This is a genomic window from uncultured Sphingomonas sp., from assembly GCF_946477935.1.
Classification (GTDB): domain Bacteria; phylum Pseudomonadota; class Alphaproteobacteria; order Sphingomonadales; family Sphingomonadaceae; genus Sphingomonas.
Map to the genome: position 1 here is coordinate 1 of NZ_CAMLAC010000038.1, position 23,105 is coordinate 23,105.

The 23,105-nt window shown below is 65.7% G+C and carries 21 protein-coding genes and 1 tRNA gene; 10 read left to right on the forward strand and 12 right to left on the reverse strand.

All coding sequences use genetic code 11. The annotated features are described in order from the left end of the window. A partial coding sequence (locus Q0U08_RS06255) for a DUF5695 domain-containing protein (RefSeq protein WP_298090414.1) occupies positions 1-1,848 on the forward strand: 1,848 nt, incomplete at its 5' end. A 142-nt stretch (positions 1,849-1,990) separates the two neighbouring features. On the opposite strand, the gene tsf is transcribed toward Q0U08_RS06255, so the two are convergent. Together tsf and rpsB are read right to left on the reverse strand one after the other, a co-directional pair. Beyond that, positions 1,991-2,926, reverse strand: a complete 936-nt coding sequence (gene tsf, locus Q0U08_RS06260) for a translation elongation factor Ts (protein WP_298090415.1) — start codon at positions 2,924-2,926, stop codon at positions 1,991-1,993. Positions 2,927-3,016: 90 nt separating this feature from the next. After that, a complete protein-coding gene (gene rpsB, locus Q0U08_RS06265; protein WP_298090416.1) occupies positions 3,017-3,835 on the reverse strand; it encodes a 30S ribosomal protein S2 in 819 nt (272 codons plus the stop codon). Between the two features lie 325 nt (positions 3,836-4,160). Between rpsB and Q0U08_RS06270 the strand changes: the two genes are divergently transcribed. Then, on the forward strand, positions 4,161-4,400 hold the full coding sequence (locus Q0U08_RS06270; RefSeq protein WP_298090417.1) for a hypothetical protein: 240 nt from the start codon (positions 4,161-4,163) through the stop codon (positions 4,398-4,400). Here Q0U08_RS06270 and Q0U08_RS06275 read toward each other — a convergent pair. Together Q0U08_RS06275 and Q0U08_RS06280 are read right to left on the reverse strand one after the other, a co-directional pair. Next, on the reverse strand, positions 4,336-5,148 hold the full coding sequence (locus tag Q0U08_RS06275; RefSeq protein ID WP_298090418.1) for a phosphatidylcholine/phosphatidylserine synthase: 813 nt from the start codon (positions 5,146-5,148) through the stop codon (positions 4,336-4,338). The genes Q0U08_RS06270 and Q0U08_RS06275 overlap by 65 nt on opposite strands. Then, positions 5,148-5,870 (reverse strand): phosphatidylserine decarboxylase, encoded by a 723-nt coding sequence (locus tag Q0U08_RS06280; RefSeq protein ID WP_298090419.1) that lies wholly within the window; start codon positions 5,868-5,870, stop codon positions 5,148-5,150. Before Q0U08_RS06280 ends, Q0U08_RS06275 begins: the two co-directional genes overlap by 1 nt. Before the next feature lie 135 nt (positions 5,871-6,005). On the opposite strand from Q0U08_RS06280, the gene Q0U08_RS06285 reads away from it, so the two are divergent. Then, a complete protein-coding gene (locus Q0U08_RS06285) occupies positions 6,006-7,226 on the forward strand; it encodes an NADP-dependent isocitrate dehydrogenase (protein ID WP_298090420.1) in 1,221 nt (406 codons plus the stop codon). Between the two features lie 61 nt (positions 7,227-7,287). Here the strand turns inward: Q0U08_RS06285 and Q0U08_RS06290 are convergent, their stop codons facing one another. Then, complete coding sequence (locus Q0U08_RS06290) at positions 7,288-7,728, reverse strand: cytochrome c family protein (RefSeq protein ID WP_367271101.1); 441 nt, start codon at positions 7,726-7,728, stop codon at positions 7,288-7,290. A gap of 124 nt (positions 7,729-7,852) precedes the next feature. On the opposite strand from Q0U08_RS06290, the gene Q0U08_RS06295 reads away from it, so the two are divergent. After that, positions 7,853-9,628 (forward strand): cation:proton antiporter, encoded by a 1,776-nt coding sequence (locus tag Q0U08_RS06295; protein ID WP_298090421.1) that lies wholly within the window; start codon positions 7,853-7,855, stop codon positions 9,626-9,628. A 37-nt stretch (positions 9,629-9,665) separates the two neighbouring features. On the opposite strand, the gene Q0U08_RS06300 is transcribed toward Q0U08_RS06295, so the two are convergent. The 5 genes from Q0U08_RS06300 to Q0U08_RS06320 are packed head-to-tail and all read right to left on the reverse strand — an operon-like array spanning position 9,666 to position 16,825. After that, complete coding sequence (locus tag Q0U08_RS06300; RefSeq protein WP_298090422.1) at positions 9,666-12,311, reverse strand: valine--tRNA ligase; 2,646 nt, start codon at positions 12,309-12,311, stop codon at positions 9,666-9,668. Positions 12,312-12,351: 40 nt separating this feature from the next. Then, positions 12,352-13,962 (reverse strand): histidine kinase famiy protein, encoded by a 1,611-nt coding sequence (locus tag Q0U08_RS06305; RefSeq protein ID WP_298090423.1) that lies wholly within the window; start codon positions 13,960-13,962, stop codon positions 12,352-12,354. Positions 13,963-14,020: 58 nt separating this feature from the next. Beyond that, a complete protein-coding gene (locus Q0U08_RS06310) occupies positions 14,021-14,578 on the reverse strand; it encodes a DUF2497 domain-containing protein (RefSeq protein WP_298090424.1) in 558 nt (185 codons plus the stop codon). Positions 14,579-14,603: 25 nt separating this feature from the next. Then, on the reverse strand, positions 14,604-16,124 hold the full coding sequence (locus Q0U08_RS06315) for a TolC family outer membrane protein (RefSeq protein ID WP_298090425.1): 1,521 nt from the start codon (positions 16,122-16,124) through the stop codon (positions 14,604-14,606). Positions 16,125-16,132: 8 nt separating this feature from the next. Next, positions 16,133-16,825: a protein-L-isoaspartate O-methyltransferase gene (locus Q0U08_RS06320; protein WP_298090434.1), complete on the reverse strand. Its 693-nt coding sequence runs from the start codon at positions 16,823-16,825 to the stop codon at positions 16,133-16,135. Between the two features lie 190 nt (positions 16,826-17,015). Between Q0U08_RS06320 and Q0U08_RS06325 the strand changes: the two genes are divergently transcribed. The 4 genes from Q0U08_RS06325 (at position 17,016) to paoC (ending at position 21,177) form a co-directional block, all read left to right on the forward strand. After that, a tRNA-Cys gene (locus Q0U08_RS06325) sits at positions 17,016-17,089 on the forward strand. 277 nt (positions 17,090-17,366) lie between these two features. Next, positions 17,367-17,999: an aldehyde dehydrogenase iron-sulfur subunit PaoA gene (gene paoA / locus Q0U08_RS06330; protein ID WP_298090426.1), complete on the forward strand. Its 633-nt coding sequence runs from the start codon at positions 17,367-17,369 to the stop codon at positions 17,997-17,999. Next, positions 17,996-18,961 (forward strand): xanthine dehydrogenase family protein subunit M, encoded by a 966-nt coding sequence (locus Q0U08_RS06335; RefSeq protein ID WP_298090427.1) that lies wholly within the window; start codon positions 17,996-17,998, stop codon positions 18,959-18,961. The genes paoA and Q0U08_RS06335 overlap by 4 nt, the downstream gene beginning before the upstream one ends. Further along, on the forward strand, positions 18,958-21,177 hold the full coding sequence (gene paoC / locus Q0U08_RS06340) for an aldehyde oxidoreductase molybdenum-binding subunit PaoC (RefSeq protein WP_298090428.1): 2,220 nt from the start codon (positions 18,958-18,960) through the stop codon (positions 21,175-21,177). The genes Q0U08_RS06335 and paoC overlap by 4 nt, the downstream gene beginning before the upstream one ends. Here paoC and Q0U08_RS06345 read toward each other — a convergent pair. Next, positions 21,134-21,601 (reverse strand): (deoxy)nucleoside triphosphate pyrophosphohydrolase, encoded by a 468-nt coding sequence (locus Q0U08_RS06345; RefSeq protein ID WP_298090429.1) that lies wholly within the window; start codon positions 21,599-21,601, stop codon positions 21,134-21,136. The two genes, paoC and Q0U08_RS06345, sit on opposite strands and share 44 nt — an antisense overlap. 32 nt (positions 21,602-21,633) lie before the next feature. Between Q0U08_RS06345 and Q0U08_RS06350 the strand changes: the two genes are divergently transcribed. Then, on the forward strand, positions 21,634-21,837 hold the full coding sequence (locus Q0U08_RS06350; RefSeq protein WP_298090430.1) for a Flp family type IVb pilin: 204 nt from the start codon (positions 21,634-21,636) through the stop codon (positions 21,835-21,837). Between the two features lie 113 nt (positions 21,838-21,950). Beyond that, on the forward strand, positions 21,951-22,121 hold the full coding sequence (locus Q0U08_RS06355; protein ID WP_298090431.1) for a Flp family type IVb pilin: 171 nt from the start codon (positions 21,951-21,953) through the stop codon (positions 22,119-22,121). Between the two features lie 75 nt (positions 22,122-22,196). Here the strand turns inward: Q0U08_RS06355 and Q0U08_RS06360 are convergent. Continuing rightward, a partial coding sequence (locus Q0U08_RS06360) for an acetyl-CoA carboxylase carboxyltransferase subunit alpha (RefSeq protein WP_298090432.1) occupies positions 22,197-23,105 on the reverse strand: 909 nt, incomplete at its 5' end.

Here is a 23,105-nt window from a genome sequence, read left to right on the forward strand (position 1 = left end):
GAGGTGGGCGTCCGCTTCGCCCAGTCTCCCTCGATCCGCGCCATCGAGCCGACGTTGGTCGCCAATGCCCGCCCCGTCGCGATCGGCCTCCCCGGTTATGTCGTGCCGACCGATCAGGAGGCGGCGTTGTTCGTGCGGGCACCCTCGGCGATCACGTCGATCGAAAGCTATCCCGCGGGCAGCGTCACGGCGACGCGCGCCGGCACGGCGAAGGGCTGGACGCGGCTGGCGGTGCGCGGCACCCAGTGGGGCCCGGCGCGACTGACCCTGGGCTATGCCGACGGGACGAAGCAGACGGTCAGCTATTTCATCACAAAGCCGCTCGACCGGACGATGGCCGATCTCGGTCGTTTCTCGACGAACCAGCAATGGTATGAGGGCAAGGGCGATCCGTTTGGCCGCAGCCCCGCCATCCTGACCTATGACAACGAAGCCAAGGCGATCGTGGATGTCGAACCACGCGTCTGGATCGCGGGGATGAGCGACGAGGGTGGCGCCGGCAGCTGGGTGGCGGCGGCGATGAAGCAGCTCGATCATCCCGAGCAGCAGGAAGTCGCCAAGATCGAGCGGCTGGTCGACGAGACCGTGCATGGCCGCCTGCAGGTGGTCAGCGGGCCGCAAGCCGGCGGGGTAAAGAAAAGCCTGTTCTATTACGATCCGGCCAAGTTCCCCACGCTCTACACCGGCAATCCCGAACTTTGGAAAACTTGGACATCGTGGAAGGAGAAGGCCGCGGACGATATCGGCCGCGCCTATAACTACCCGCACGTCGCGATCGGCTATTGGGTGCTCTACCGCACCGCGCGCAACCATCCCGGCATGATCACCCGCCATGACTGGCGCTGGTATCTGGACAAGGCGTATGAAACGTCGGTGGCGATGACGAAAGCGCACTACGCCGAATTCGGCCTGATGGAAGGCGACGTTTTCCTCGACATTCTGAAGGACCTGAAGCGCGAAGGCATGACCGCCGAGGCCGCCAATATGGAGCGGCTGATGAAGGCGCGCGCCGATCACTGGCGCACGCTGAAATACCCGTTTGGGTCTGAAATGGCGTGGGATTCGACGGGCCAACCCGAAGTCTATGCCTGGATGCGCTATTTCGGCTTCCAGCCGCAGGCGGACATCACGCGGGAGGTGATCCTGGGATATGATCCGACGATCCCCAACTGGGGCTATAACGGCAACGCCCGACGCTATTGGGATTTCCTGTATGGCGGCAAATATCCGCGGATCGAACGGCAGATCCACCACTACGGGTCCGCGCTGAACGCGGTGCCGCTGTTCGACGCGTTTCGCCAGAACCCGGCCGATCTGCATCTGCTGCGCGTCGCCTATGGCGGCATGATGGGCGGCATCACCAATATCGATCAGCAGGGCTTTTCGTCGGCCGCCTTCCACGCCTGGCCCGACATGATGAAGTGGGATCCGTATAGCGGCGACTACGGTATGGGATATTACGGTCACGCGCTGACCGCCGCGACCTATCTGGTCGACCATCCGACCTTCGGCTGGGTCGGCTTCGGCGGGACGGTGGGCGAGAAGGCCGGCACCGTGACGATCACGCCGAAGGATGGCGCACGCACCCGCCTGTTTATCGCGCCCGCCGGCCAATGGATCACACTGGAAGCCGGGCGCATTGCCCAGGCGCGCTATGTACCAAAAACCGGCCGGATCACGTTGATGCTGGATCCGGCGACGCCGAATACGCCCGTCGCGCGCGTGTTCGTCGAGACGACGACGGCGGGCGGGGGCCGCTATGTCCCGGATCGCGGCACGATGGAACGGGGCGGATACACCGTGCCGCTGGGTAACGACGCAACAACGGTGGAACTGGTGCGGTCGTAACCGGCTGCCCCCCCCCCGGGGAGCGCCATCCTCGACAGGACAGCGCTCCCCACTCATGCCCCAAAACAGAAAACGCCGCGCGTCACCGCACGGCGTTTTTGTCGCAGGTGTTCCGGGCGTTGCCGCCCGGAACGAAGCTGTATCAGGCCTTCTGCGGAACGCCCGAAGCCGCAGCCACTTCGGCGGCGAAGTCGGAAGCTTCCTTCTCGATGCCCTCGCCGAGCTGGAAGCGGACATAGTCCTTCAGCACGATCTCGGCACCGGCATCCTTGCCCGCCTTGGCGACAACGTCGCTGATCTTGGTCTTGCCATCCATCACGAACAGCTGGCTGACCAGCGCGTGCTCCTTGCGGTACTTGGCGATCGAGCCTTCGACCATCTTGGCGATGATGTCGGCGGGCTTGCCGCTCTCGCTGGCCTTTTCGGTCGCGATCGCGCGCTCGCGCTCGATCTCGGCCTCGTCCAGATCGCCTTCGTTCAGCGCCTTGGGGAAGGCGGCCGCGATGTGCATGGCAAGCTGCTTGCCCAGGCCCTGCAGCACGTCGTCAGACGCCTCGGACTCCAGCGCGACCAGCACACCGATCTTGCCCAGGCCCGGCGACGCGGCGTTGTGGACGTAGGACACGACCGCGCCCTTCGACACTTCCAGACGCTTGGCGCGACGGATCGCCTGGTTCTCGCCGATGGTGGCGATGTTGTTGGTCAGCGTTTCCTCGACCGTGGTGCCCGACGGCATCGCCGCGCCCTTGATCGCGTCCAGATCGTCACCGGTGTTGAGCGCGATCTGCGTCAGTTCGCGCACGAACGACTGGAACTGGTCGTTCTTGGCGACGAAGTCGGTTTCGGAGTTCACCTCGATCGCGGCACCCTTGGTGCCGGCGGTCGCGACGCCGACCAGGCCCTCGGCCGCGGTGCGGCTGGACTTCTTGGCGGCTGCGGCCAGACCCTTGGTGCGCAGCCAGTCCATCGCGGCGTCCATGTCGCCGCTGGTCTCGTTCAGCGCCTTCTTGCAGTCCATCATGCCGGCGCCGCTCTTTTCGCGCAGCTCCTTGACCATCGCTGCCGTGATCTCAGCCATGTTCCGTAATCCTCTTTGATCGTTCGATATGGTTGCGGGCGAGACGGGGCGTCGCCACCCTATCCCGCCCGCATGACGTCTTGACGACGATTAGGCGTCGATCTGGCGCTCGGCCTCGGCGCCAGCGCCCTCTACGTTCGCTGCCGCGGGCTCTTCTACGCTCAACGCTTCCTCGACGGGCGGCTCGGCCATTGCACCGACGTCCGCGCCGGTGCGGCGCTGCTGCTCCTGGCCACCACGCGTCGCAGCGATCGCCACAGCCTCGCAGTACAAGCGGATCGCCCGGCTCGCGTCGTCGTTCGCGGGAACCGGGAAGGCGATGCCGTCCGGCGACACGTTCGAATCGAGGATGGCAACGACCGGGATGCCCAGCGTGTTGGCTTCCTTGATCGCCAGCTCTTCCTTGTTCGCGTCGATCACGAACATCACGTCGGGCACGCCGCCCATGTCACGGATGCCGCCCAGCGACAGTTCCAGCTTGTCGCGCTCACGGGTAAGCTGCAGGACTTCCTTTTTGGTCAGGCCCGCGGTGTTGCCCGAGAGCTGCTCTTCGAGTGCCTTGAGACGCTTGATCGAGTTCGAGATCGTCTTCCAGTTGGTGAGCATGCCGCCCAGCCAGCGATGGTTGACGAAATGCTGGCCGGAACGACGGGCGGCGTCGGCGACTGCTTCCTGCGCCTGACGCTTGGTGCCGACGAACAGCACCTTGCCACCGCCTGCGACCGACGAGCTGATGAACTCCAGCGCGCGCGCGAACAGCGGCACGGTCTGCGACAGGTCGAGGATGTGGACGCCGTTGCGGTCGCCAAAGATGTAGGGCTTCATCTTCGGGTTCCAGCGGTGGGTCTGGTGGCCGAAGTGCGCGCCGGTCTCGACCAGCTGCTGCATGGTGACGACAGGTGCCGCCATAGTGAAATTCCTTCCGGTTTGTCCTCTGGGAAGCGGATGACGCGTCGGCCGAAGGCCTGCGCACCGGTATGTGATGCTTCCCATGCGGTGTTGAGGCGCGCCCCTTAGCGCATTGGGCGGTGTTCCGCAATCACCGGAAAAGTCGCTTGACCCCAGGAACGAATATGGAACATAACTGGTCCACATAGAGGACAAGCAGCGACTCGTCGCGTTTCATCAGCGAAACATCGTGGAATTGGTGCAATTCGCCGACTCATCCACGGAACTTGTCGACTATGGGACTGTTGATCGAGGCGTTCGATTGAACGTCGGACCGGAGGGCATCATGATTGCAGTGGTGAGTGTCTTGGTATTTGTGGGTGCTCTGGTCACGGCCCTGTCGGTGATCACCATGATGGTGGCTCCGCAATGGCGTCGCATCCTCCATCTCGCCTCCGGTCATGTCGAACCGGCGTTTACGCCGCTCAGCCAGTTGGTGGTTGCCGAGCGCCGGATTGCGGTCAGGCGTTGGTCGGCGATGTCGCCGGCATATGTTCCGGTACGCTATTCGCGCGCTGCCGCCTGACCCGGGCATAATTCATCATGCTGAATGGAATACTGGCGAGATAGGCGACGCAGATCAGGGTTAGCGTGTGCCACGGCACCGAGACCAGAGCTCCACCGAGCAACACTACCAGAGCCAGAGCTTCGAAGCGGACGGTGCGGCGCAGGCGGAACGATCCCCACGAGAAGGTCGCGACGCTCGACACCATCAACATGGCAATGAATGCGACCCAGGGGCCGACCAGATAGGGTGAGGCGAACAGTGTCTCCCCGGTCCAGAACCAGAGATACATGGGCAGCATCGCGAGGCCGGCGCCCGCAGGTGCAGGTATTCCGGTCAGAAAGCCGGCGGATTTATGCGGCTGCTCCACCTCGTCGATCGCGGCATTGAAGCGGGCAAGGCGCAATGCGCAGAACACCGCCAGCAGCAGTGCGCAGATCCACCCGATCCGCGGTGCGGTCGACAGCGACCACAGATACAGGATCAGCGCGGGCGCGACCCCGAAGGAAATCGCATCGGACAGCGAGTCGAGCTCCGCACCGAACCGGCTTTCGCCGTGAAGCAGCCGAGCGATCCGTCCGTCCAACCCGTCCAGTACCCCGGCGATCATGATCATCGCCACCGCGCTCTGCCATTCCCCGCCAATGGCGAAGCGGACGCCCGACAGGCCAGAGCACAGGGCAAGTGCGGTCACCGCATTGGGCGCAACCGCACGCAGCGGCAGGCCGCGTGGCGCGCGACGCAGGCGGGACCGGCGTGGCAGAGCCATTATTGCGCGATGCCCGTCACGGGTCGCCCACCAACGCGTCCCAGCACCGTTTCGCCCGCCACTGAGCGCTGGCCCAGCGTCACCTGCGGCGTCACGTCGTCGGGCAGATACACATCGACGCGGCTGCCGAAGCGGATCAGGCCGACACGCTGACCGGCGGCGACCATGTCCCCGGGCTTGACGAACCCGACGATCCGACGCGCAACCAGCCCGGCGATCTGCGTGAAGCCAATCTTCCGACCGTCGCGCCCTTCGACCACGAAATGTTGCCGTTCGTTTTCGTCGGACGCCTTGTCGAGGTCGGCGTTGAGGAACTTGCCGGAGATATAGACGACCTGGCGGATGGTGCCCGCGATCGGGGTGCGGTTGATGTGAACGTCGAAGACCGACATGAAGATCGACACGCGCACCATCGGTGTCGTACCCAGTTCCCCGGTCAGCTCACGCGGGATCGGTACGCGCTGGATCATGGTGACAAGGCCGTCTGCGGGCGCGACGATCAGATCGTCGCCCTGCGGCGTGGTGCGGATCGGATCACGGAAGAACGCCGCCACCCAGATGCACAGGCCTACAAACGGCCAGAACAGGATCTTGGTGATCAGCGTGGCGAGCAGCGTCAGGCCACCGGCGATCAGGACGTATTTGCGCCCCTCCGGATGGACGGCGGGGAAGCGCCACTTGACCGTGGTCGTGACGACAGGGGGCTTTTCGAGCGAAGGCATCGCGCCAGTCTATCGGTCGCGGCCGTGCGATACAATGTTTTCAGCACAGGACGGATCGCACTGGGCCTCCCGGTTGATCCGGCCGTCCCCCTCCCCTAGACGCAGGCGCAACCCACCCCTGCCAAGGAAGCAAAGATGGCCAAGATCAAGGTGAAGACGCCCGTCGTGGAGATCGACGGCGACGAGATGACGCGGATCATCTGGGAATGGATCCGCGAACGCCTCATCAAGCCGTATCTGGACATCGACCTGGAATATTACGATCTGGGCATCCAGAAGCGCGACGAGACGGATGACCAGATCACCGTCCAGTCGGCCAAGGCGATCCAGAAGTACGGCGTCGGCGTGAAGTGCGCGACGATCACGCCTGACGAGCAGCGCGTCGAAGAATTCGGCCTGAAGAAGATGTGGCGCTCGCCCAACGGCACGATCCGCAACATCCTGGGCGGCGTCGTTTTCCGTGAGCCGATCGTGATCAAGAACGTCCCCCGCCTGATCCCGGGCTGGACGCATCCGATCGTCGTCGGCCGCCACGCATTCGGCGACCAGTACAAGGCGACCGACTTCAAGGTGCCCGGCAAGGGCAAGCTGACCATGAAGTGGGAAGGCGAGAATGGCGAGACGATCGAGGAGGAGGTGTTCGACTTCCCCGCCGCCGGCGTCGCCATGGGCATGTACAATCTCGACGAATCGATCCGCGACTTCGCGCGCGCGTCGATGAACTATGGCCTGGGCCGCGGCTGGCCGGTGTATCTGTCCACCAAGAACACGATCCTGAAGGCCTATGACGGCCGCTTCAAGGACATCTTCGAGGAGGTCTACGCCACCGAGTTCAAGGACCAGTTCCAGGCCGCCGGCATCGAGTATCAGCATCGCCTGATCGACGACATGGTCGCCTCCGCGCTCAAGTGGCACGGCGAGTTCGTCTGGGCCTGCAAGAACTATGACGGCGACGTGCAGTCGGATCAGGTCGCACAGGGCTTTGGCTCGCTGGGCCTGATGACCTCGGTGCTGATGACCCCGGACGGCAAGACGATCGAGGCGGAGGCCGCGCACGGCACCGTCACGCGCCACTATCGCCAGCACCAGCAGGGCAAGGCGACGTCGACCAACCCGATCGCGTCGATCTTCGCCTGGACCGGCGGCCTGAAGTTCCGGGGCAAGTTCGACGGTACGCCGGACGTAACGCGCTTTGCCGAAACGCTGGAGCAGGTCTGCATCAAGACCGTCGAGAACGGCCACATGACGAAGGATCTGGCGATCCTGATCGGCCCGGATCAGCCGTGGATGACCACGGAGCAGTTCTTTGAACAGATCCGCGCGAACCTGGAAGCCGAAATGGGCAACTGGGCCTGATCGCAAGGCCTCGGGCAAAGAAGGGCTCCGGCGATGCCGGGGCCCTTTTTCTTTGGGCGGGCTATTTCCCCTCCGCCTCCAGATACCGGATCACGTCCGCGCGATCGAGCGGATCGGCAAGGCCGGCAAAGCTCATCCGCGTACCCGGCGCAAAGCGCTGCGGATCGGCAAGCCAGCGATCCATCGTCGCCCGGTCCCAGCGTCCGCCGATGCGCGACAGTGCCACGGTATAACCGAACCGATCGCTGCCGCCCGCGACCGGCTTGCCCATGATCGCATGCAGGTTCGGGCCGGCACGGTCCAACTGCCCCTGCCCGATCGTATGGCAGGCCAGGCACTGCCCGAACACGCGCCGGCCGTTGCCAGGATCGGCCACCTGCATCAACGCGTCCAGCGACGGGTTCGGCCCCGCCGACGCCAGGCGTCGGGCATGGTCATCATCGCCACATGCAGCCAGCATCACCAGGATCGTCACGGGCAGCGCCCAACGGCGTATCATCATGCCGCGCCAGATAGGCGCCCGCCCCCTCCCTGCGCAGTGGACAGTTCGTCCCATCATCCCGATGCCGCGGCGATCATACGAAACATACCTGACAAGGAGGACATGCGCTGGTTAAGCTGCGCGCATGGCACTTCGGCTCGACAATCACGGCTTCAGCGACGCACTCGTCATCCTTGGCGCGGCAGGCATCGTCATCCCCGCCTTTGCACGCTTCCGCGTCAGCCCGGTGATCGGTTTCATTCTGGTCGGCCTGCTGGTCGGTCCGGCCGGGCTTGGTTCGCTCGTTCCCGATGCGTCCTGGCTATATTACCTGACCATCTCCGATCCGGAGTCGATCGAGCCCTTTGCGGAGTTCGGCATCATCCTGCTGCTGTTCTCGATCGGATTGGAATTGTCGTTCCGGCGGCTGTGGTCGATGCGGCGGCTGGTCTTCGGCACGGGCGTCACCGAACTGCTCGGCTCCGCCGTCCTGATCGGGCTGGCGCTGCATCTGCTGGGGCAAGGCTGGGGCGGTGCGATCGGACTGGGGCTGGCGCTTGCGCTCTCGTCGACCGCACTGGTGCTGCCGCTGGTGGGTACGACCAGCCCGGTCGGCCGCGGTGCGTTTGCGATGCTGTTGTTCGAGGATCTGGCGCTCGTCCCCATCATCTTCGCGCTGGGTGCGATGGCGCCGACCGCCAGCGAGGAAGGCTGGGTCGGCATCGCCGGCGTCGCCTTGCGCGGTGGCCTGACCGTGGTCGCCATGTATCTGGGCGGCCGGATCGTATTGCCGCGCCTGTTCGCGCAGGCTGCGCGGACCAAGAGCCCCGAATTGTTCCTGGCTGCGTCGCTGCTCGTCGTGATCGTTGCCAGCGTCGCCACCACCGCCGCCGGACTGTCGCCGATCGTCGGTGCGCTGCTGGCCGGCCTGCTGATCGCGGAAACCGAATATCACTCCGAGGTCGAGGTGATGACTGCGCCGTTCAAGGGCCTCGCCCTCGGCGTGTTCCTGATCACCGTCGGCATGAGCCTGGACCTGCGCCTGATCGCAAAGAACTGGCCCTCGCTGCTCGCCGCCGTGGTCGGCGTCGTCGCGGTCAAGGCGATCGTCACCTATCTGCTGCTGCGCGTCGCCCATGCCCGGCGCGGGACCGCGGCCGAAACCGGCCTGCTGATGGGCAGCCCGTCGGAAACCACGCTGATCGTACTCGGCACGGCGGCACAGGCGCAGTTGATCCAGCCGTCCACCGCGGCCTTCTGGCAGACCGTCACGGCGATCGGCCTGACGCTGACCCCGCTACTCGCCAAGGCCGGTCGCATCGCCTCCCGCCGGATCGAGCAGGCCGGGGACGGCCCGCCCATCCCGGAGGTCGAGACGGAAGGCCCAGGTGCGGTCGTCATCGGATTTGGCCGCGTCGGCAAGCTTGTGTCCGACATGCTGAGCGCCCACGGCCAGCGCTATCTGGCGGTGGAGGCGAATATCGATGCCGTTACCGAGGCGCGGCGAGCGGGCTATCCGGTACTGTTCGGTGATGTGGCGAGACCGGAACTGGTCGATCGGCTGAACTTGCCACAGGCGCGCGCGCTGATCCTGACGATGGACGATCCGGTGCTGACCGTTCGGCTGGCGCGACGTATTCGGCAAGCGGTGCCGAACCTGCCGATCATCGCACGCGCGCGCGACGCCAGCCATGCCGCCGAACTCTACCGGGCGGGCGTCACCGATGCCGTCCCCGAAACGCTGGAAAGCTCGCTGCAACTCTCCGAAGCGGTACTGGTCGATCTCGGCGTCGCGATGGGTCCGGTGATCGCCTCGATCCACGAAAAGCGCGACGAACTGCGCCAGACGATCCGCCGCGAAGCGCAACTCACCCGCGAACCGCGCATCCGCCGGATCAAGCGGTTGAGCGAAAGCGGCTGACGGTTGCGGGGGGCCGCGCCTGGCCGCCCCCCTTCCCTCAACCCAGGCGACCCAGGGCGGCGTGCAGTCGTGCCGCCTCCGCCATCTTGTCGGCATGGTCGGCGCGGGCCTTCTCCACCGCCTCGGGCTTGGCCCGCTCGACGAAGCTGGCATTGCCAAGCCGCGCGCCCAGCGCATCGCGCTCCTTCTCGGCCGCGGCGATCGCCTTGGCCAGACGGGCACGCTCCGCATCCAGATCGATCACACCTTCCAGCGGCAGGATGAACGTCGCCTCATCCACCACCACCTGCGCCGCACCACCGCTGGTCGCGTCGCCATCGGCACGATCGACACGCGCCAGGCGCGCCAGCACCGATGCCTGCCGGTCGAGCCGGACAAGCGTATCCTCATGCGCATCACGGACGTGCAGCGGCAGGCGGGCGCCCGGCGGCACGTTCAGTTCGGTTCGCGCGGCGCGAATGTCGCCGACCAGCCGGATCAGCCAGTCAATCTCGCGTTCCGCCTCAGGATCGAGCGCACGCGCATCCGCCATCGGCCATTGCGCCACGATCAGGTCATGGTCGCGAGCCCCCATCGCGTGCCACAGTTCCTCGGTGATGAACGGCATGAACGGGTGGAGCAGCACCAGTATCTGGTCGAGCACCCAGCCGGCGACCGCACGCGTCTCGTCACCGCCAGCCTCGCCGCCCTGCAGCACCGGCTTGATGAGTTCCAGATACCAGTCGCAGAAGCGGCTCCAGACGAACTGGTAGATGGCGTTGGCCGCCCCGTCGAAACGGTAATCGGCCAGTGCCAGATCCACCGCCTGCACCGTCTTCACCGTCTCGGCGATGATCCACTTGTTCACCGCCAGCGTGGCGACGGGTGCATCGAGCGTCGCCGACGCACCGATGCCGTTGGCTTGCGCGAAGCGCGCCGCATTCCACAGCTTGGTGGCGAAGTTGCGATAGCCCTCCACCCGGCGCTCATCCATCTTGATGTCGCGGCCCTGGCTTTCCATCGCCGCCATGAAGAAGCGCAGCGCGTCGGCGCCGTAAGCATCGATCAGGCCGAGTGGATCGACGGTATTGCCCTTCGACTTCGACATCTTCGAGCCGTCGGCGGCGCGTACCAGCCCGTGCAGGTAGAGCGTGCGGAACGGCACGTCCTTCATGAACTGCATGCCCTGCATCATCATGCGGGCGTCCCAGAAGAACAGGATGTCGAAGCCGGAGACCAGCACGTCATTGGGGTAGCGGCCACCCAGCGTCGGGTCCGCCGCCTCCGGCCAGCCCAGCGTCGCGAACGGCCACAGCGCGGAGGAGAACCAGGTATCCAGCACGTCCGGATCGCGGGTCAACGCCACGCCGGCGCCCGCTTGCGCCTGTGCCTCCTCTTCGGTTTCGGCGACAAAGGCGCGGCCGTCCTCGGCGAACCATGCCGGGATCTGGTGCCCCCACCAGAGCTGACGGCTGACGCACCAGGGCTGGATGTTCTCCATCCAGTTGAAGAAGGTCTTCTCCCAGCTTGCCGGTACCAGCTTGATCGCACCCGATCGCACCGCCTCGATCGCCGGCTGGGCCAGCGTCTTGGCATCGACATACCATTGATCGGTCAGCCAGGGCTCGATCACCACGCCGGAACGGTCGCCATAGGGCGTCTGGATCACCCGGTCCTCGACGCGCTCCAGCACGCCCGCTTCCTCCAGCATCGCGACCACGGCCTGGCGCGCCTCGAACCGGTCGAGCCCGATCAGCGCCGCTGGGACCAGCCCGTCCGCGGTCTGGCAGATGCGTGCCTTGGCATCGAGCATGTTGAGCATGTCGCGCGCCTCGATCCCGGCACGACGACCGACCTCGAAATCGTTGAAATCGTGACCGGGCGTGATCTTCACCGCACCCGATCCCAGCTCGGGGTCGGCATGCTCGTCGGCGACGATCGGGATCAGGCGGCCGGTGATCGGCAGGCGCACCATTTGACCGATCAGCGCCGTGTAGCGCGGATCGTCCGGGTTCACCGCCACCGCCATGTCGGCCAGCATCGTCTCCGGCCGCGTTGTCGCCACCGAGATCGTGCCGCTGCCGTCGGCCAGCGGATAGGTCAGGTGCCAGAACTTGCCCTGCACCTCGCGCGTCTCGACCTCCAGGTCACTGATCGCGGTGCCAAGGCCGGCGTCCCAGTTCACCAGCCGCTTGTCGCGGTAGAGCAGCCCCTGGCGATGCAACTCGACGAACACCTTCAGGACGGCCTTGGAAAAGCCCTCGTCCATGGTGAAGCGCTCATTGGCCCAGTCCATCGAACAGCCCAGCCGGCGAAGTTGGCGCGTGATCTCGCCGCCCGATTCCGCCTTCCACTCCCAGACCTTGGCGACGAAATCATCGCGACCCAGGTCGGTACGCTTCACGCCGTCCTTGGCCAGATTGCGCTCGACCACCATTTGCGTGGCGATGCCGGCATGGTCGGTGCCCACCACCCACAGCGCATCCTTGCCCTTCAGTCGCGCATGCCGGGTCAGGATGTCCTGCAGCGTGTTGTCTAGCGCATGGCCGATATGCAGGCTGCCCGTGACGTTGGGCGGCGGGTTGACGATCGTCCACGGCTCGGCATTCGGGCGGTCGGGACGGAACAGCCCCTCCTGCTCCCAATGGGCATACCAGCGGGCCTCGATGGCGGCGGGGTCGAAGGTCTTGGGCAGTTCGGTCATGCCCTGCCCTTAATCGGCGTCGCGGCCGGGCGCTAGACCGTCAGGTGCGGGCGCCGGGCTTGTCGAGGACCGCGCGGATCCGCTCGTTCAGCTCGCCGCGGCGATAGGGCTTGCGGATCAATTCGTAGGAGCGTGAACCCTCGTCGATCGCTTCGTCAGCAAACCCCGTGGTCAGCAGGATCGCGGTGCGCGGATAATCACGCTTCACCGCCTGCGCCAGACCGACGCCGTTCATCCCGCCGGGCATCAATATGTCGGTGAACAGCAACTGGAAATTCGCGTCGCGCGCCAGCACGTCCAGCGCCTCGCGCGCATTCTGCGCAAGGACGACGTCGTAGCCGAGATCCTGGAGCATGGCGCGGCCCAGTTCGCCCACTTCCTCCTGATCCTCGACCATCAGCACGCGTTCCACCCCGTGCGCGGCAGGCTTGGACAGGGTCGGGCCCGGTCGCCGCTCCGTCGCGCCGCTGGCGCGCGGGAAGTAGAGCGAGAACAGCGCACCGCCATCGTCGCTGGTCCCCACCGTCGCCAGCCCGCCGGACTGGCGCATGAAGCCATAGACCATGGCGAGGCCCAGGCCGGTGCCCTTGCCCATGTCCTTGGTGGTGAAAAATGGATCGAAGATCTTGTCGGCGATCGTCGGATCGACGCCCGGCCCGTTATCGGCGACGGTCACCTGCACATATTCGCCAGCGTCCAGCTTCAGCGCGGCGCCGCCCTCGTCATCGGCATCGTCGGGCAGCAGGACGTTGCGTGTACCGATCGTGATGCGTCCGCCATCGTCGGCCACCGCATCGCGCGCATTCCCGACGATGTTGAGCAGCGCCATTTCGGCCTGCACCGGATCGATCCGGCAGTTCCACAGATTGTCCGCGAGTTGCCGTCGCAGCGCCACCGAATCGCCCACCGTGCGGTCCAGGATCGGGCGGAAATCGGTCACGAGCGAGTTGAAGTTGAGCAGCCGGTCGCGCAGTTCCTGCTTGCGCGCAAAGGCGAGCAACTGCTGGGTCAGCGTCGCGCCGCGATTGGCCGCGCCGGCGATTGCTTCCACCGCACGCCGCGCGGCGCGGTCATTCTCGGCCACCCGCGCTTCCAGAATATCGACATAGCCCAGGATCACCTGGAGCAGATTATTGAAATCATGCGCGATGCCGCCGGTCAGCTTGCCGACCGCTTCCATTTTCTGCGCCTCGTGCAGCGCGTCTTCGGCTTCGCGGCGGCGCGAGATATCGAGCTGGCTGCCGAAGAAGTAAACGAGCTCGCCATCGTCATCATAGACCGGTGAAACGAACAGCGCGTTCCAGAAGGTCGACCCGTTCTTGCGGTAGTTCAGGATCTCGACCGCGACTTCCTCGCGGGTAAGGATCGCGGTACGCACCTGATCGACCACGCTGCGGTCGGTTTCCGGCCCCTGGAGAAAGCGGCAATTGCTGCCGACGATCTCCGCTTCGGTATAGCCGGTCATGAACGTGAAGGCGTCGTTGCAGAAGATGATCGGATTGTCCGGCTGATGCGGATCGGTCACGATCATCGGCATCCGCGTCGCCTTTACCGCGGCGAAGAAGATGTCGCTGCCGCCTTCCTGCCGGGCTTCGGCCTTGCGGTCGCGCGGCGGCATAGGCGGCGTCTCACCACCGTCGCGATCAGGCATCAATACTCCTCGACAAAACCTTGTCGAATCAACTTCGTCGGTGCCGACACGGTCCGGATCAATGCCCTTCGCCGGTAATACGCGCGATCTCACGCGCCACCATGCTCTCCACCATGTTCGGCAGATTGGCGTCCAGCCAGTCGCGCAGCATCGGCCGCAGCATCTCGCGCACCAGGCCCTCCAGCGTCCCGTCGCTACCGGCCTCCGGCTTGACCATCAGACGCGTCAACGCCTCCAGCGACCCCCGGCTCGCCTCAGCGGCGCGGGGGGATACGATGGGGTCGGGGGCCGGTTCTGGCTGTGGTGCGGGCGCGGGCGCCGGAGTAGGCGACGGAGCAGCAGCGCGCGGAGCAGGCTTGCTGAGCAGCGGCGAGGCAGCGGGGGGAGCGGCAGGCGCAGGCGGCGGAACCGGCATGGGGTCACTCAACTCCAGCACCTCGCCTGCATCGTCCTCATCCTCATCATCGGCATCATCCAGCGAAGGATGCAGCATCGGCGGCGGTACGCTGCGCGACGGGCGGCGCGGGCGGCCCGGCGCGTCCCCTTCTTCCGCGATGATCCGCTTGATGGAGGACAGGATCTCCTCCATCGACGGTTCCGCGCTGATATCCCCCATGACAGCAATCACCCCGGTTGACGTCCTATTGTCTGTTCGGCGATTCCGCACCTGTGGTTAAAGCCGGGCTCCTGTCAACCGGTCGATCGACCGTGCTGTCCAGCGGACGGGTGACCACCGCGGTCTGCGCCGGCGTATTGGCGGTGGAGGTGGCGACCGGCATCGGCTCGCCATCGCCGTCCCAATCGTTGATCCGGTTACGCACGCGGCGATAATTGACCACCGGATCGTACAGCACGCCGCCGTCCAGCCCCAGGTCGCGTGCCTCGGCATTGCCCATCGCGGCCAGCAGCGCGAACCCTGCGACATAGGCGTCGCGCCGGGCGGTGACGAGTTGCACCTGACTGTTGAGCAATTCCTGCTCGGCGTTCAGGATTTCGATCACGGTGCGCGTGCCGACGCTGTTTTCGGCGCGGACGCCCTCCAGCGACAGCGTGTTTGCGCTGACGGCCGCCTCGGACGATGCGATCACCTGCCGCGACGCCTGCCACTGCGCATAAGCGGAGCGCGCCTGTGCGATCACCTGGCGCTCGGTTGCGGTGACATTCTCGATCGCCTGGCTACGCAGCGCCTCCGCCTGGCGGACCTGTGCGGCGGGGCGCCCCCCCTGGAACAACGGCACATTCAATTGCAGGCCGGCATTCAGGTTCTTGCCCGATCCCGGAATGCCGGCACGAACCGCCTGATCGGTCAGCGAATCGAGATAGTTGAAGTAGGAGCCGCTGGTCACCGCATTCAGTCGCGGCAGACGATTGGCCCGCGCCACGCCGATATCGAAGCGCGTCGCATCGGCATTGCGCCGCGCGGCCAGCAGCTGCGGATTGCTTTCCAGTGCGACCGACACGGCCGTGGACGGCGCGTCGGGCAGGTTGGGAAGCGCCGGCGGCTGCTCCAGCCGATCGGGCGGCGAGCCGACGACGTTAATATAATCCTCGCGGCTGGCGATGAGCTGCGCTTCGGCCGATTGTAGTTGTGCGCGTGCCTGGGCCAGCCGCGCCTCCGATTGCGCGACGTCGGTACGGGTAAGGTCGCCCACCTCGAACCGGTCGCGGCTGGCGCGCAGGTTGGTTTCCAGCACGCGGACATTCTGCGTGTTCAGCCCGACCACCGCCTCATCGCGAATCACGTTCATGTACGCGCTGACGACGGAGGTGAAGATCTGCGCCTCGGTGCTGCGCAGGGTCGCGCGGCCGGCATCGACACGCGTTTCCGCCGCGCGCAGCCCGTTCTTGACCGCACCGCCCTGATAGATCGGGACGGAAAGCTGCACGTTGGCTACGCCCTGCCGCGTCGGATTGACGAAGTTGTTGTTCGCCTGGACCACGAACTCGGTCAACTGCCCCGTCGCGTTCACCGTGGGCAGCGCACCCGCCCGCGCGATCGGGACATTCTCGTCCGTCGCGCGCTGCTGCGCCCTCTGCCCCGTGATCGTGGGATTGCCCTGATAAGCCTTGAGCAGCGCTTCACGCAGCGTATCGGCTGACGCAGGCGCAGAAGGAACGACGGCTGCGCCGATCAACAGCAGGCAGGCGGGGCGAAGGCGCATGGTTTCGCCTAGAACCGGAAGGAGCGTGGCCGCTCGAAACCGGGCAGCACGGTGCAGTCCACATCGGCAAAGGGCTGCAACCCGAAGCCGCCTTCGGTACGCCGGCCGGTGGCGAGGCGGCTGACGCCGTTCTCGATCAGCCCGGTCGCGATCCGGCCACCGACCCGCACCTGCTCGATCAGCGCGGCGGGAACTTCCTCAACCGCGCCGTCGATCAGCAGCACGTCATAAGGCGCACCCGCGGCATGGCCTTCGGGCAGTGGCCCCTCGACCACATGGACGTTACCATATTGGGCCAGTGCCGCACGCGCATCCTGCGCCAGCGCCGGATGGCTTTCGACCGCCACCACTTCGCCGACGATGCCGGACAGCAAGGCCGCCGTGTAGCCGCCAGCCGCACCGATCAGCAGCACCCGGTCGCCTCGTTCCAGATAGGCCTCGGTGAGCAAGCGGCCCGTCGCCATCGGCAGGTTGACGCTGCGGCCATGACCGATGCCGATCAGGCTGTCGCGATAGGCCAGCGAGCGGGCGTCGGCGGGCAGGAAAGCCTCTCGCGCGACGTGCGTCATGGCGGTGACCACGCGAGCGTCGTTTACCGCGTTGGTGCGCAACTGGCTGGCCACCATCGCATGGCGCATCGCCTCGTAACTCGCGGAGCCAGTGGCGTTTTCATCCGCGCTGGTGATCCCGGATTGCGTCATCGTCGTCGTCATGCCCATCCCTGTCGCACAACTGTTGTAGCTGCGCAATACACTAGTTCAACTGATGCGGCTTGTATCGCGCCCGCGTGACGAGGCCAAGCGAACGGTAACCCGTCCCGCTCCTCTGATACGCAGAAATCCTCCGCGCCGGCTTGACCCGTTCTGAAAAAACCACCAAAGGCGCCCCTCCGGCCCGATGGCGGAGTGGTGACGCAGAGGACTGCAAATCCTTGCACCCGGGTTCGATTCCCGGTCGGGCCTCCACTTCCATGATGATCCACCCGCACATTAGCGCGGGTGTTGTATCCCAGCAGATACATTACCTGTGATCTGGTTAAACCAGTGCCGGGCCTGCCGGTTTCATGAAGAAAATTCTTGGTGCGCTTTTGGGCAGTTGGCCTCCCGGGCGGGTCCCAATACATATTTTGCAGGTTATGCTGGTGATCCGTCGCGCAAATTGGACGCGGACGTTCCCTTTTACGCCCGGCATCATGGGCGATCCATCACGAGCCCGCTGTCATGGGCCAAGGAGTTTGACGACATGGACACTTCCGGCGAACGCGCAATTTCAAGGCGCGGGATGCTGGTCGGCAGTGCCGCCTCGGCCGCGTTGACCGCGGTGCCGGCGGACGCGCAGACCCCGCCCCCCGCGGCGCAGCCCAGCATGATGACGGTGGCGATGGAGGTGAACGGCAAGCGGCGCGAACTGCAGGTCGATACACGTACCACGCTGCTCGACGCGTTGCGCGAGCATTGGCGCCTGACCGGCACCAAGAAGGGCTGTGACCATGGCCAGTGCGGTGCCTGCACGGTGATCGCGGACGGCAAGCGGATCAACGCCTGCCTGTCGCTGGCCGTGCAGCATCAGGGCGGTCGGATCACCACCATCGAGGGGCTGGGCCAACCGAACGATTTGCATCCTATGCAGGCGGCTTTCGTCAAGCATGACGGCTATCAGTGCGGATATTGCACGCCGGGCCAGATCTGCTCGGCGGTGGCCGTGCTGGACGAGATCAAGGCCGGTGTCCCCAGCCATGTGACCGACGATATCACCGCAAGCTCGCCGATGACCACGACCGAGATGCGCGAACGGATGAGCGGCAATCTGTGCCGGTGCGGCGCCTACTCCAATATTGCCGAGGCGATGGCCGAAGTCGCGGGAGTTCAAGCATGAAGCCCTTCAGCTACGAGCGCGCCCGCACGCCCGCAGAGGCCGCCGCGGCCGTGGCGCAGCGGCCGGGCGCCAAGTTCCTGGCCGGCGGCACCAACCTGCTCGACCTGATGAAGCTGGAGATCGAGGCGCCGACGCATCTGGTCGACGTGCAGGATCTGAAGCTCGATCGGATCGAGGACACGGCCGAAGGCGGCCTGCGGATCGGTGCGTTCGTGTCGAACACCGCGCTCGCCGCTGATATGCGCGTTCGTCGGGACTATGGTGTGCTGTCCCGCGCGATCGTCGCGGGCGCCAGCGGCCAGTTGCGCAACAAGGCGACTACCGCGGGCAATCTGCTCCAGCGGACCCGCTGCCCCTATTTCTATGACACCAACCAGGCGTGCAACAAGCGTCGGCCGGGGTCCGGCTGCGCCGCGATCGGCGGCTATTCGCGGCAACTGGCGGTGGTCGGCAGCAGCGATGCGTGCATCGCCACCTATCCCGGCGACATGGCAGTCGCGATGCGTGTGCTGGATGCCCAGGTGGAGACGGTGAACGCAGCCGGCGCGACGCGTGCGATTCCGATCGGCGAATTCCACCGCCTGCCCGGCAATACCCCGCATGTCGAAAACGCTTTGCAACCGGGCGAGCTGATCACGTCGGTCACCCTGCCCCGTCCGCTCGGCGGCCACCATACCTATCAGAAGGTGCGGGACCGCGCGTCCTACGCCTTTGCGCTCGTCTCGGTCGCGGCCGTGATCCAGAAGGACGGCACGGGCCGCGTCGCGATCGGCGGCGTGGCGCACAAGCCATGGCGGGTCGAAGCAGCCGAGGCCGCGATGCCGCAGGGGTCGCGCGCGGTATCCGCCCGCCTCATGGCCGGTGCCCGCCCGACGCGCGATAACGCGTTCAAGGTTCCCCTTGTGGAACGCACATTGGCGCTCGTCCTCGATCACGCAAAGGCTCAGGAGGCGCGCGCATGAAGTACGAACAGCCCGCCGGCACCAACGTCCTCGACCGCATGACGATCGTCGGCAAGCCGACCGACCGCATCGATGGCCCGCGCAAGACGACCGGTACCGCGCCCTACGCTTATGAACGCCATGATGTCGCGCCCGGCGCCGCTTATGGCTATGTCGTCGGCGCCGGCATTGCCAAGGGCCGGGTAACCACAATCGATACCGCCGGGGCAAAGGCAGCACCGGGCGTGATCGCGGTGGTGAGCACGCTCGACATGCCCAAGCTGCCGCTCAGCCAGATGAACACCGCATCGCTGTTCGGCGGGCCGGTGGTCGAGCATTATCACCAGGCGATCGCGCTGGTCGTGGCCGATACGTTCGAACAGGCGCGTGCCGCCGCCGGACTGCTGCGCATCGACTATGCTCGCGACAAGGGTCGATTCGACCTCAAGGAGGCCGCGCCGACCGCCCCCTATACCGGCGGCAACAGCGACGAGGGATCGGGCGCGCCGCCGATCGACCGGGTGGGCAATTTCGATCGCGCCTTTGCCGCAGCGCCGGTGAAGCTGGACGCGGCCTACACCACGCCGGATGAAAGCCATGCGATGATGGAGCCGCATGCCTCCATTGCGGCATGGCAGGATGGCAAGCTGACCGTCTGGACGTCGAACCAGATGATCGCGTGGGGGAAGCGCGATCTCGCCAAGACGCTGGGGCTGGACCCCGCCAATGTGCGGATCGACTCGCCTTATATCGGCGGCGGTTTCGGCGGAAAGCTGTTCATCCGCGCCGATATCGTGCTTGCGGCGCTGGGTGCGAAGGCGGCGGGCCGGCCGGTCAAGGTCGCGCTGACCCGGCCGATCATGGCGAACAACACCACCCACCGCCCCGCGACCATCCAGCGCATCCGCCTGGGCTGCACCCGCGATGGCACGATCACCGCGATCGCGCATGAAAGCACCAGCGGCAATCTGCCCAAGGGCGATCCGGAAACCGCCGTTGCGCAGACCAAGCTGCTCTATGCGGGCAAGAACCGGATGACCGCGCTGCGCCTGGCGGTGCTCGACCTGCCGGAAGGCAACGCGATGCGCGCACCCGGCGAGGCGCCGGGCATGATGGCGCTCGAGATTGCGATGGACGAGATGGCGGAAAAGCTGGGCATGGACCCGGTCGCTTTCCGCGTGAAGAACGACACGCAGGTCGATCCCGAGGATCCCAAGCGCCGCTTCTCGCAGCGGCAACTGGTCCGCTGCCTGGAAATGGGGGCGGAGCGATTCGGCTGGGCTGCGCGTAATCCGAAGCCCGCGCAGGTGCGTGATGGCCGCTGGCTGGTCGGCATGGGCATGGCCGCCGGCTTCCGCAACAGTCCGACGCAGAAGTCCGCGGCGCGCGTCGGCATCGATCGCAAGGGCGTGGTCACCGTCGCCACCGACATGACCGATATCGGCACCGGCAGCTATACGATCATCGCACAGACCGCGGCGGAGGCGATGGGCGTGCCGCTGGACAAGGTCATCGTGCTGCTGGGCGATTCGGATTTTCCGGCCTCGGCGGGTTCGGGCGGTCAATGGGGCGCGGCGAACAGCACCTCGGGCGTCTATGCCGCGTGCATGAACCTGCGCGCCAGCATCGCGCAGCGGCTGGGCTATGACGGACCCGACGTGATCTTTGCCGATGGCGAGGTCCGCTCGGGCAATCGTCGTGCCAAGCTGGGTGAGGCGGCGGGCCGGGATGGTCTCTCGGCGGACGGCCAGATCGAATATGGCGACCTCGACAAGCAGTTCCAGTTATCGACCTTTGCCGGTCATTTCGTGGAGGCTGCCGTGGATGCCTATACGGGCGAGGTACGGGTGCGTCGCATGCTCGCGGTGTGCGCCGCCGGTCGGATCATCAACCCGAAGTCGGCGCGCAGCCAGGTGATCGGGGCGATGACGATGGGCGTGGGCGCGGCACTGATGGAGGAACTGGCGGTCGATACGCGCTTCGGCTTTTTCGTGAACCACGATCTGGCCAGCTACGAAGTGCCCGTCCATGCCGACATTCCGCATCAGGAAGTCGTCTTCCTCGATGAAGCGGACGCCTATGCCTCGCCGATCAAGGCCAAGGGCGTGGGCGAACTGGGCCTGTGCGGGGTCGGCGCGGCGATCGCCAATGCGGTGTACAATGCGACGGGTGTGCGTGTCCGCGACTATCCGATCACGCTGGAGAAGCATCTGGCAAAGCTGCCGCCGGTCGCCTGATCCCGGCGTCCTCCCAGGCGAGGCAGGCGGCGAGCTGGCGGACCAGGGGCGGGTCCGCCGGCGGCATCGGCAGGCCGGCCATGCCGGCCGGTCGCTCCCAGCGAAGCGCCGTCGCGGCATGCGGTCGCGCTTCGCCCTGCCATTTCCGCACGACATAGAGCATCAGCAAAAGATGCCGGTCGGGCAGCACCTCGGTCGCGAAACCGGCCGGCGTCAGGGCGCTCGGTGCGACCAGTATCTCCAGTTCCTCCGCCAGCTCGCGAATCAGTGCCGCCTCCGGTGATTCGCCGCGCTCCACCTTGCCGCCGGGAAATTCCCACAGCCCCGCCAGCGGCTTGCCCGCAGGGCGCTGCTGGAGCAGCACGCGCCCCGCGCCATCTACCAAAGCTGCGGCAACCACAGGAAAAATCTTCCGTTCGTTCATTCTTAAGCCCTTACGGATAAGCCATTTTCCCGATGAAGCTGCGAATCGCGAAGCTGCTGCGCCTTCGGGTGCCCCTTGCCGATCTTTGGCATCAGTCGCGTGGCGCGACGGCCATCGAATATGGCCTGATCCTCGCGCTCGTCTTTCTGGTCATCATCATCGGCGTCGGCCAGACCGCCGACAGCACCATCAACATCTGGAATCGTGTCAGCTCCCGCATCGTCAACGCACGTTGATCGCAGCGCGTTTACCCTTTCTTCAAAGGGATAGGGGTAAAACATCAGCGCTGCTCCGGTGTGATGTCCGGTTCAGCCGGGTGAATGACGCTTTGGAAAGCATGGAGACCGGAATGCAGACGATCCGCAAGATCATCAAGAACAACAAGGGCGCGACGGCCATCGAATATGGCCTGATCGCAGCCCTCATCGCCGTTGCCGCCATCGCCACGATGACGACGCTGGGCACCAACCTGAACAAGACGTTCTCGAACGTCTCGTCCAACATCAACAAGGCCGGCTAAGCCGAACTTGCTCTGACAAGCAAAGGGGCGGCGTAACCATGGTTCCGCCGCCCCTTTTTGCGTGTCCAGACGGGATTACAGCCGCCCCATCGCCAGGAACTTGGCGGCGCGCGCGCGCTTCAACTCCGCCGCGCTCAAGCCGTCCAGATCGCCCAACGCGCCGGATAGCGCATCGCCCAGCGCGGTGATCGCCGCAGTCCGATCGCGATGCGCACCGCCCACCGGCTCGGCGACGATCGTGTCGATCACCCCCAGCGCCTTCAGGTCCTGCGCCGTCATCTTCATCGCCTCCGCCGCCTCAGGCGCCTTGTCCGCGGTACGCCACAGGATCGACGCACACCCCTCCGGGCTGATCACCGAATACACCGCATGCTCGAACATCAGCACCCGGTTGCCTGCCGCCAGCGCGACCGCACCACCCGAGCCACCCTCGCCGACGATCGCCGACACCACCGGCACCCCCGCCGCGAGACACGCCTCGGTCGAACGCGCAATCGCCTCGGCCTGACCGCGCTCCTCGGCCTGGATGCCGGGGAATGCGCCGGACGTGTCGACCAGGGTCACGATCGGCAGACCGAATCGATCGGCGAGTTGGACCAGACGGATCGCCTTGCGATATCCCTCGGGCTTGCCCATGCCGAAATTGTGGCGGAGGCGCGTTGCAGTGTCCTCACCCTTTTCATGGCCCAGCACCATCACGCGACGGCCACGGAAGGTGGCAAAGCCGCCCAGGATCGCCTGATCGTCGGCAAAGGCGCGGTCGCCCGCCAGTGGAACGAACTCGTCGAACAAGGCCGCCACGTAATGCTTGAAATGCGGGCGTTCGGGGTGACGCGCTACCTGCGTCTTCTGCCACGGCGTCAGCTTGGCGAAGGTATCGCGCAACAGCTTGTCGGATTTGGTCTGCAGGCGGGCGATTTCGGCTGCGATATCCACCGTCCCGTCGGCAGCGGTTTCCCGCAGCTCGTCGATTCGGTTCTGCAG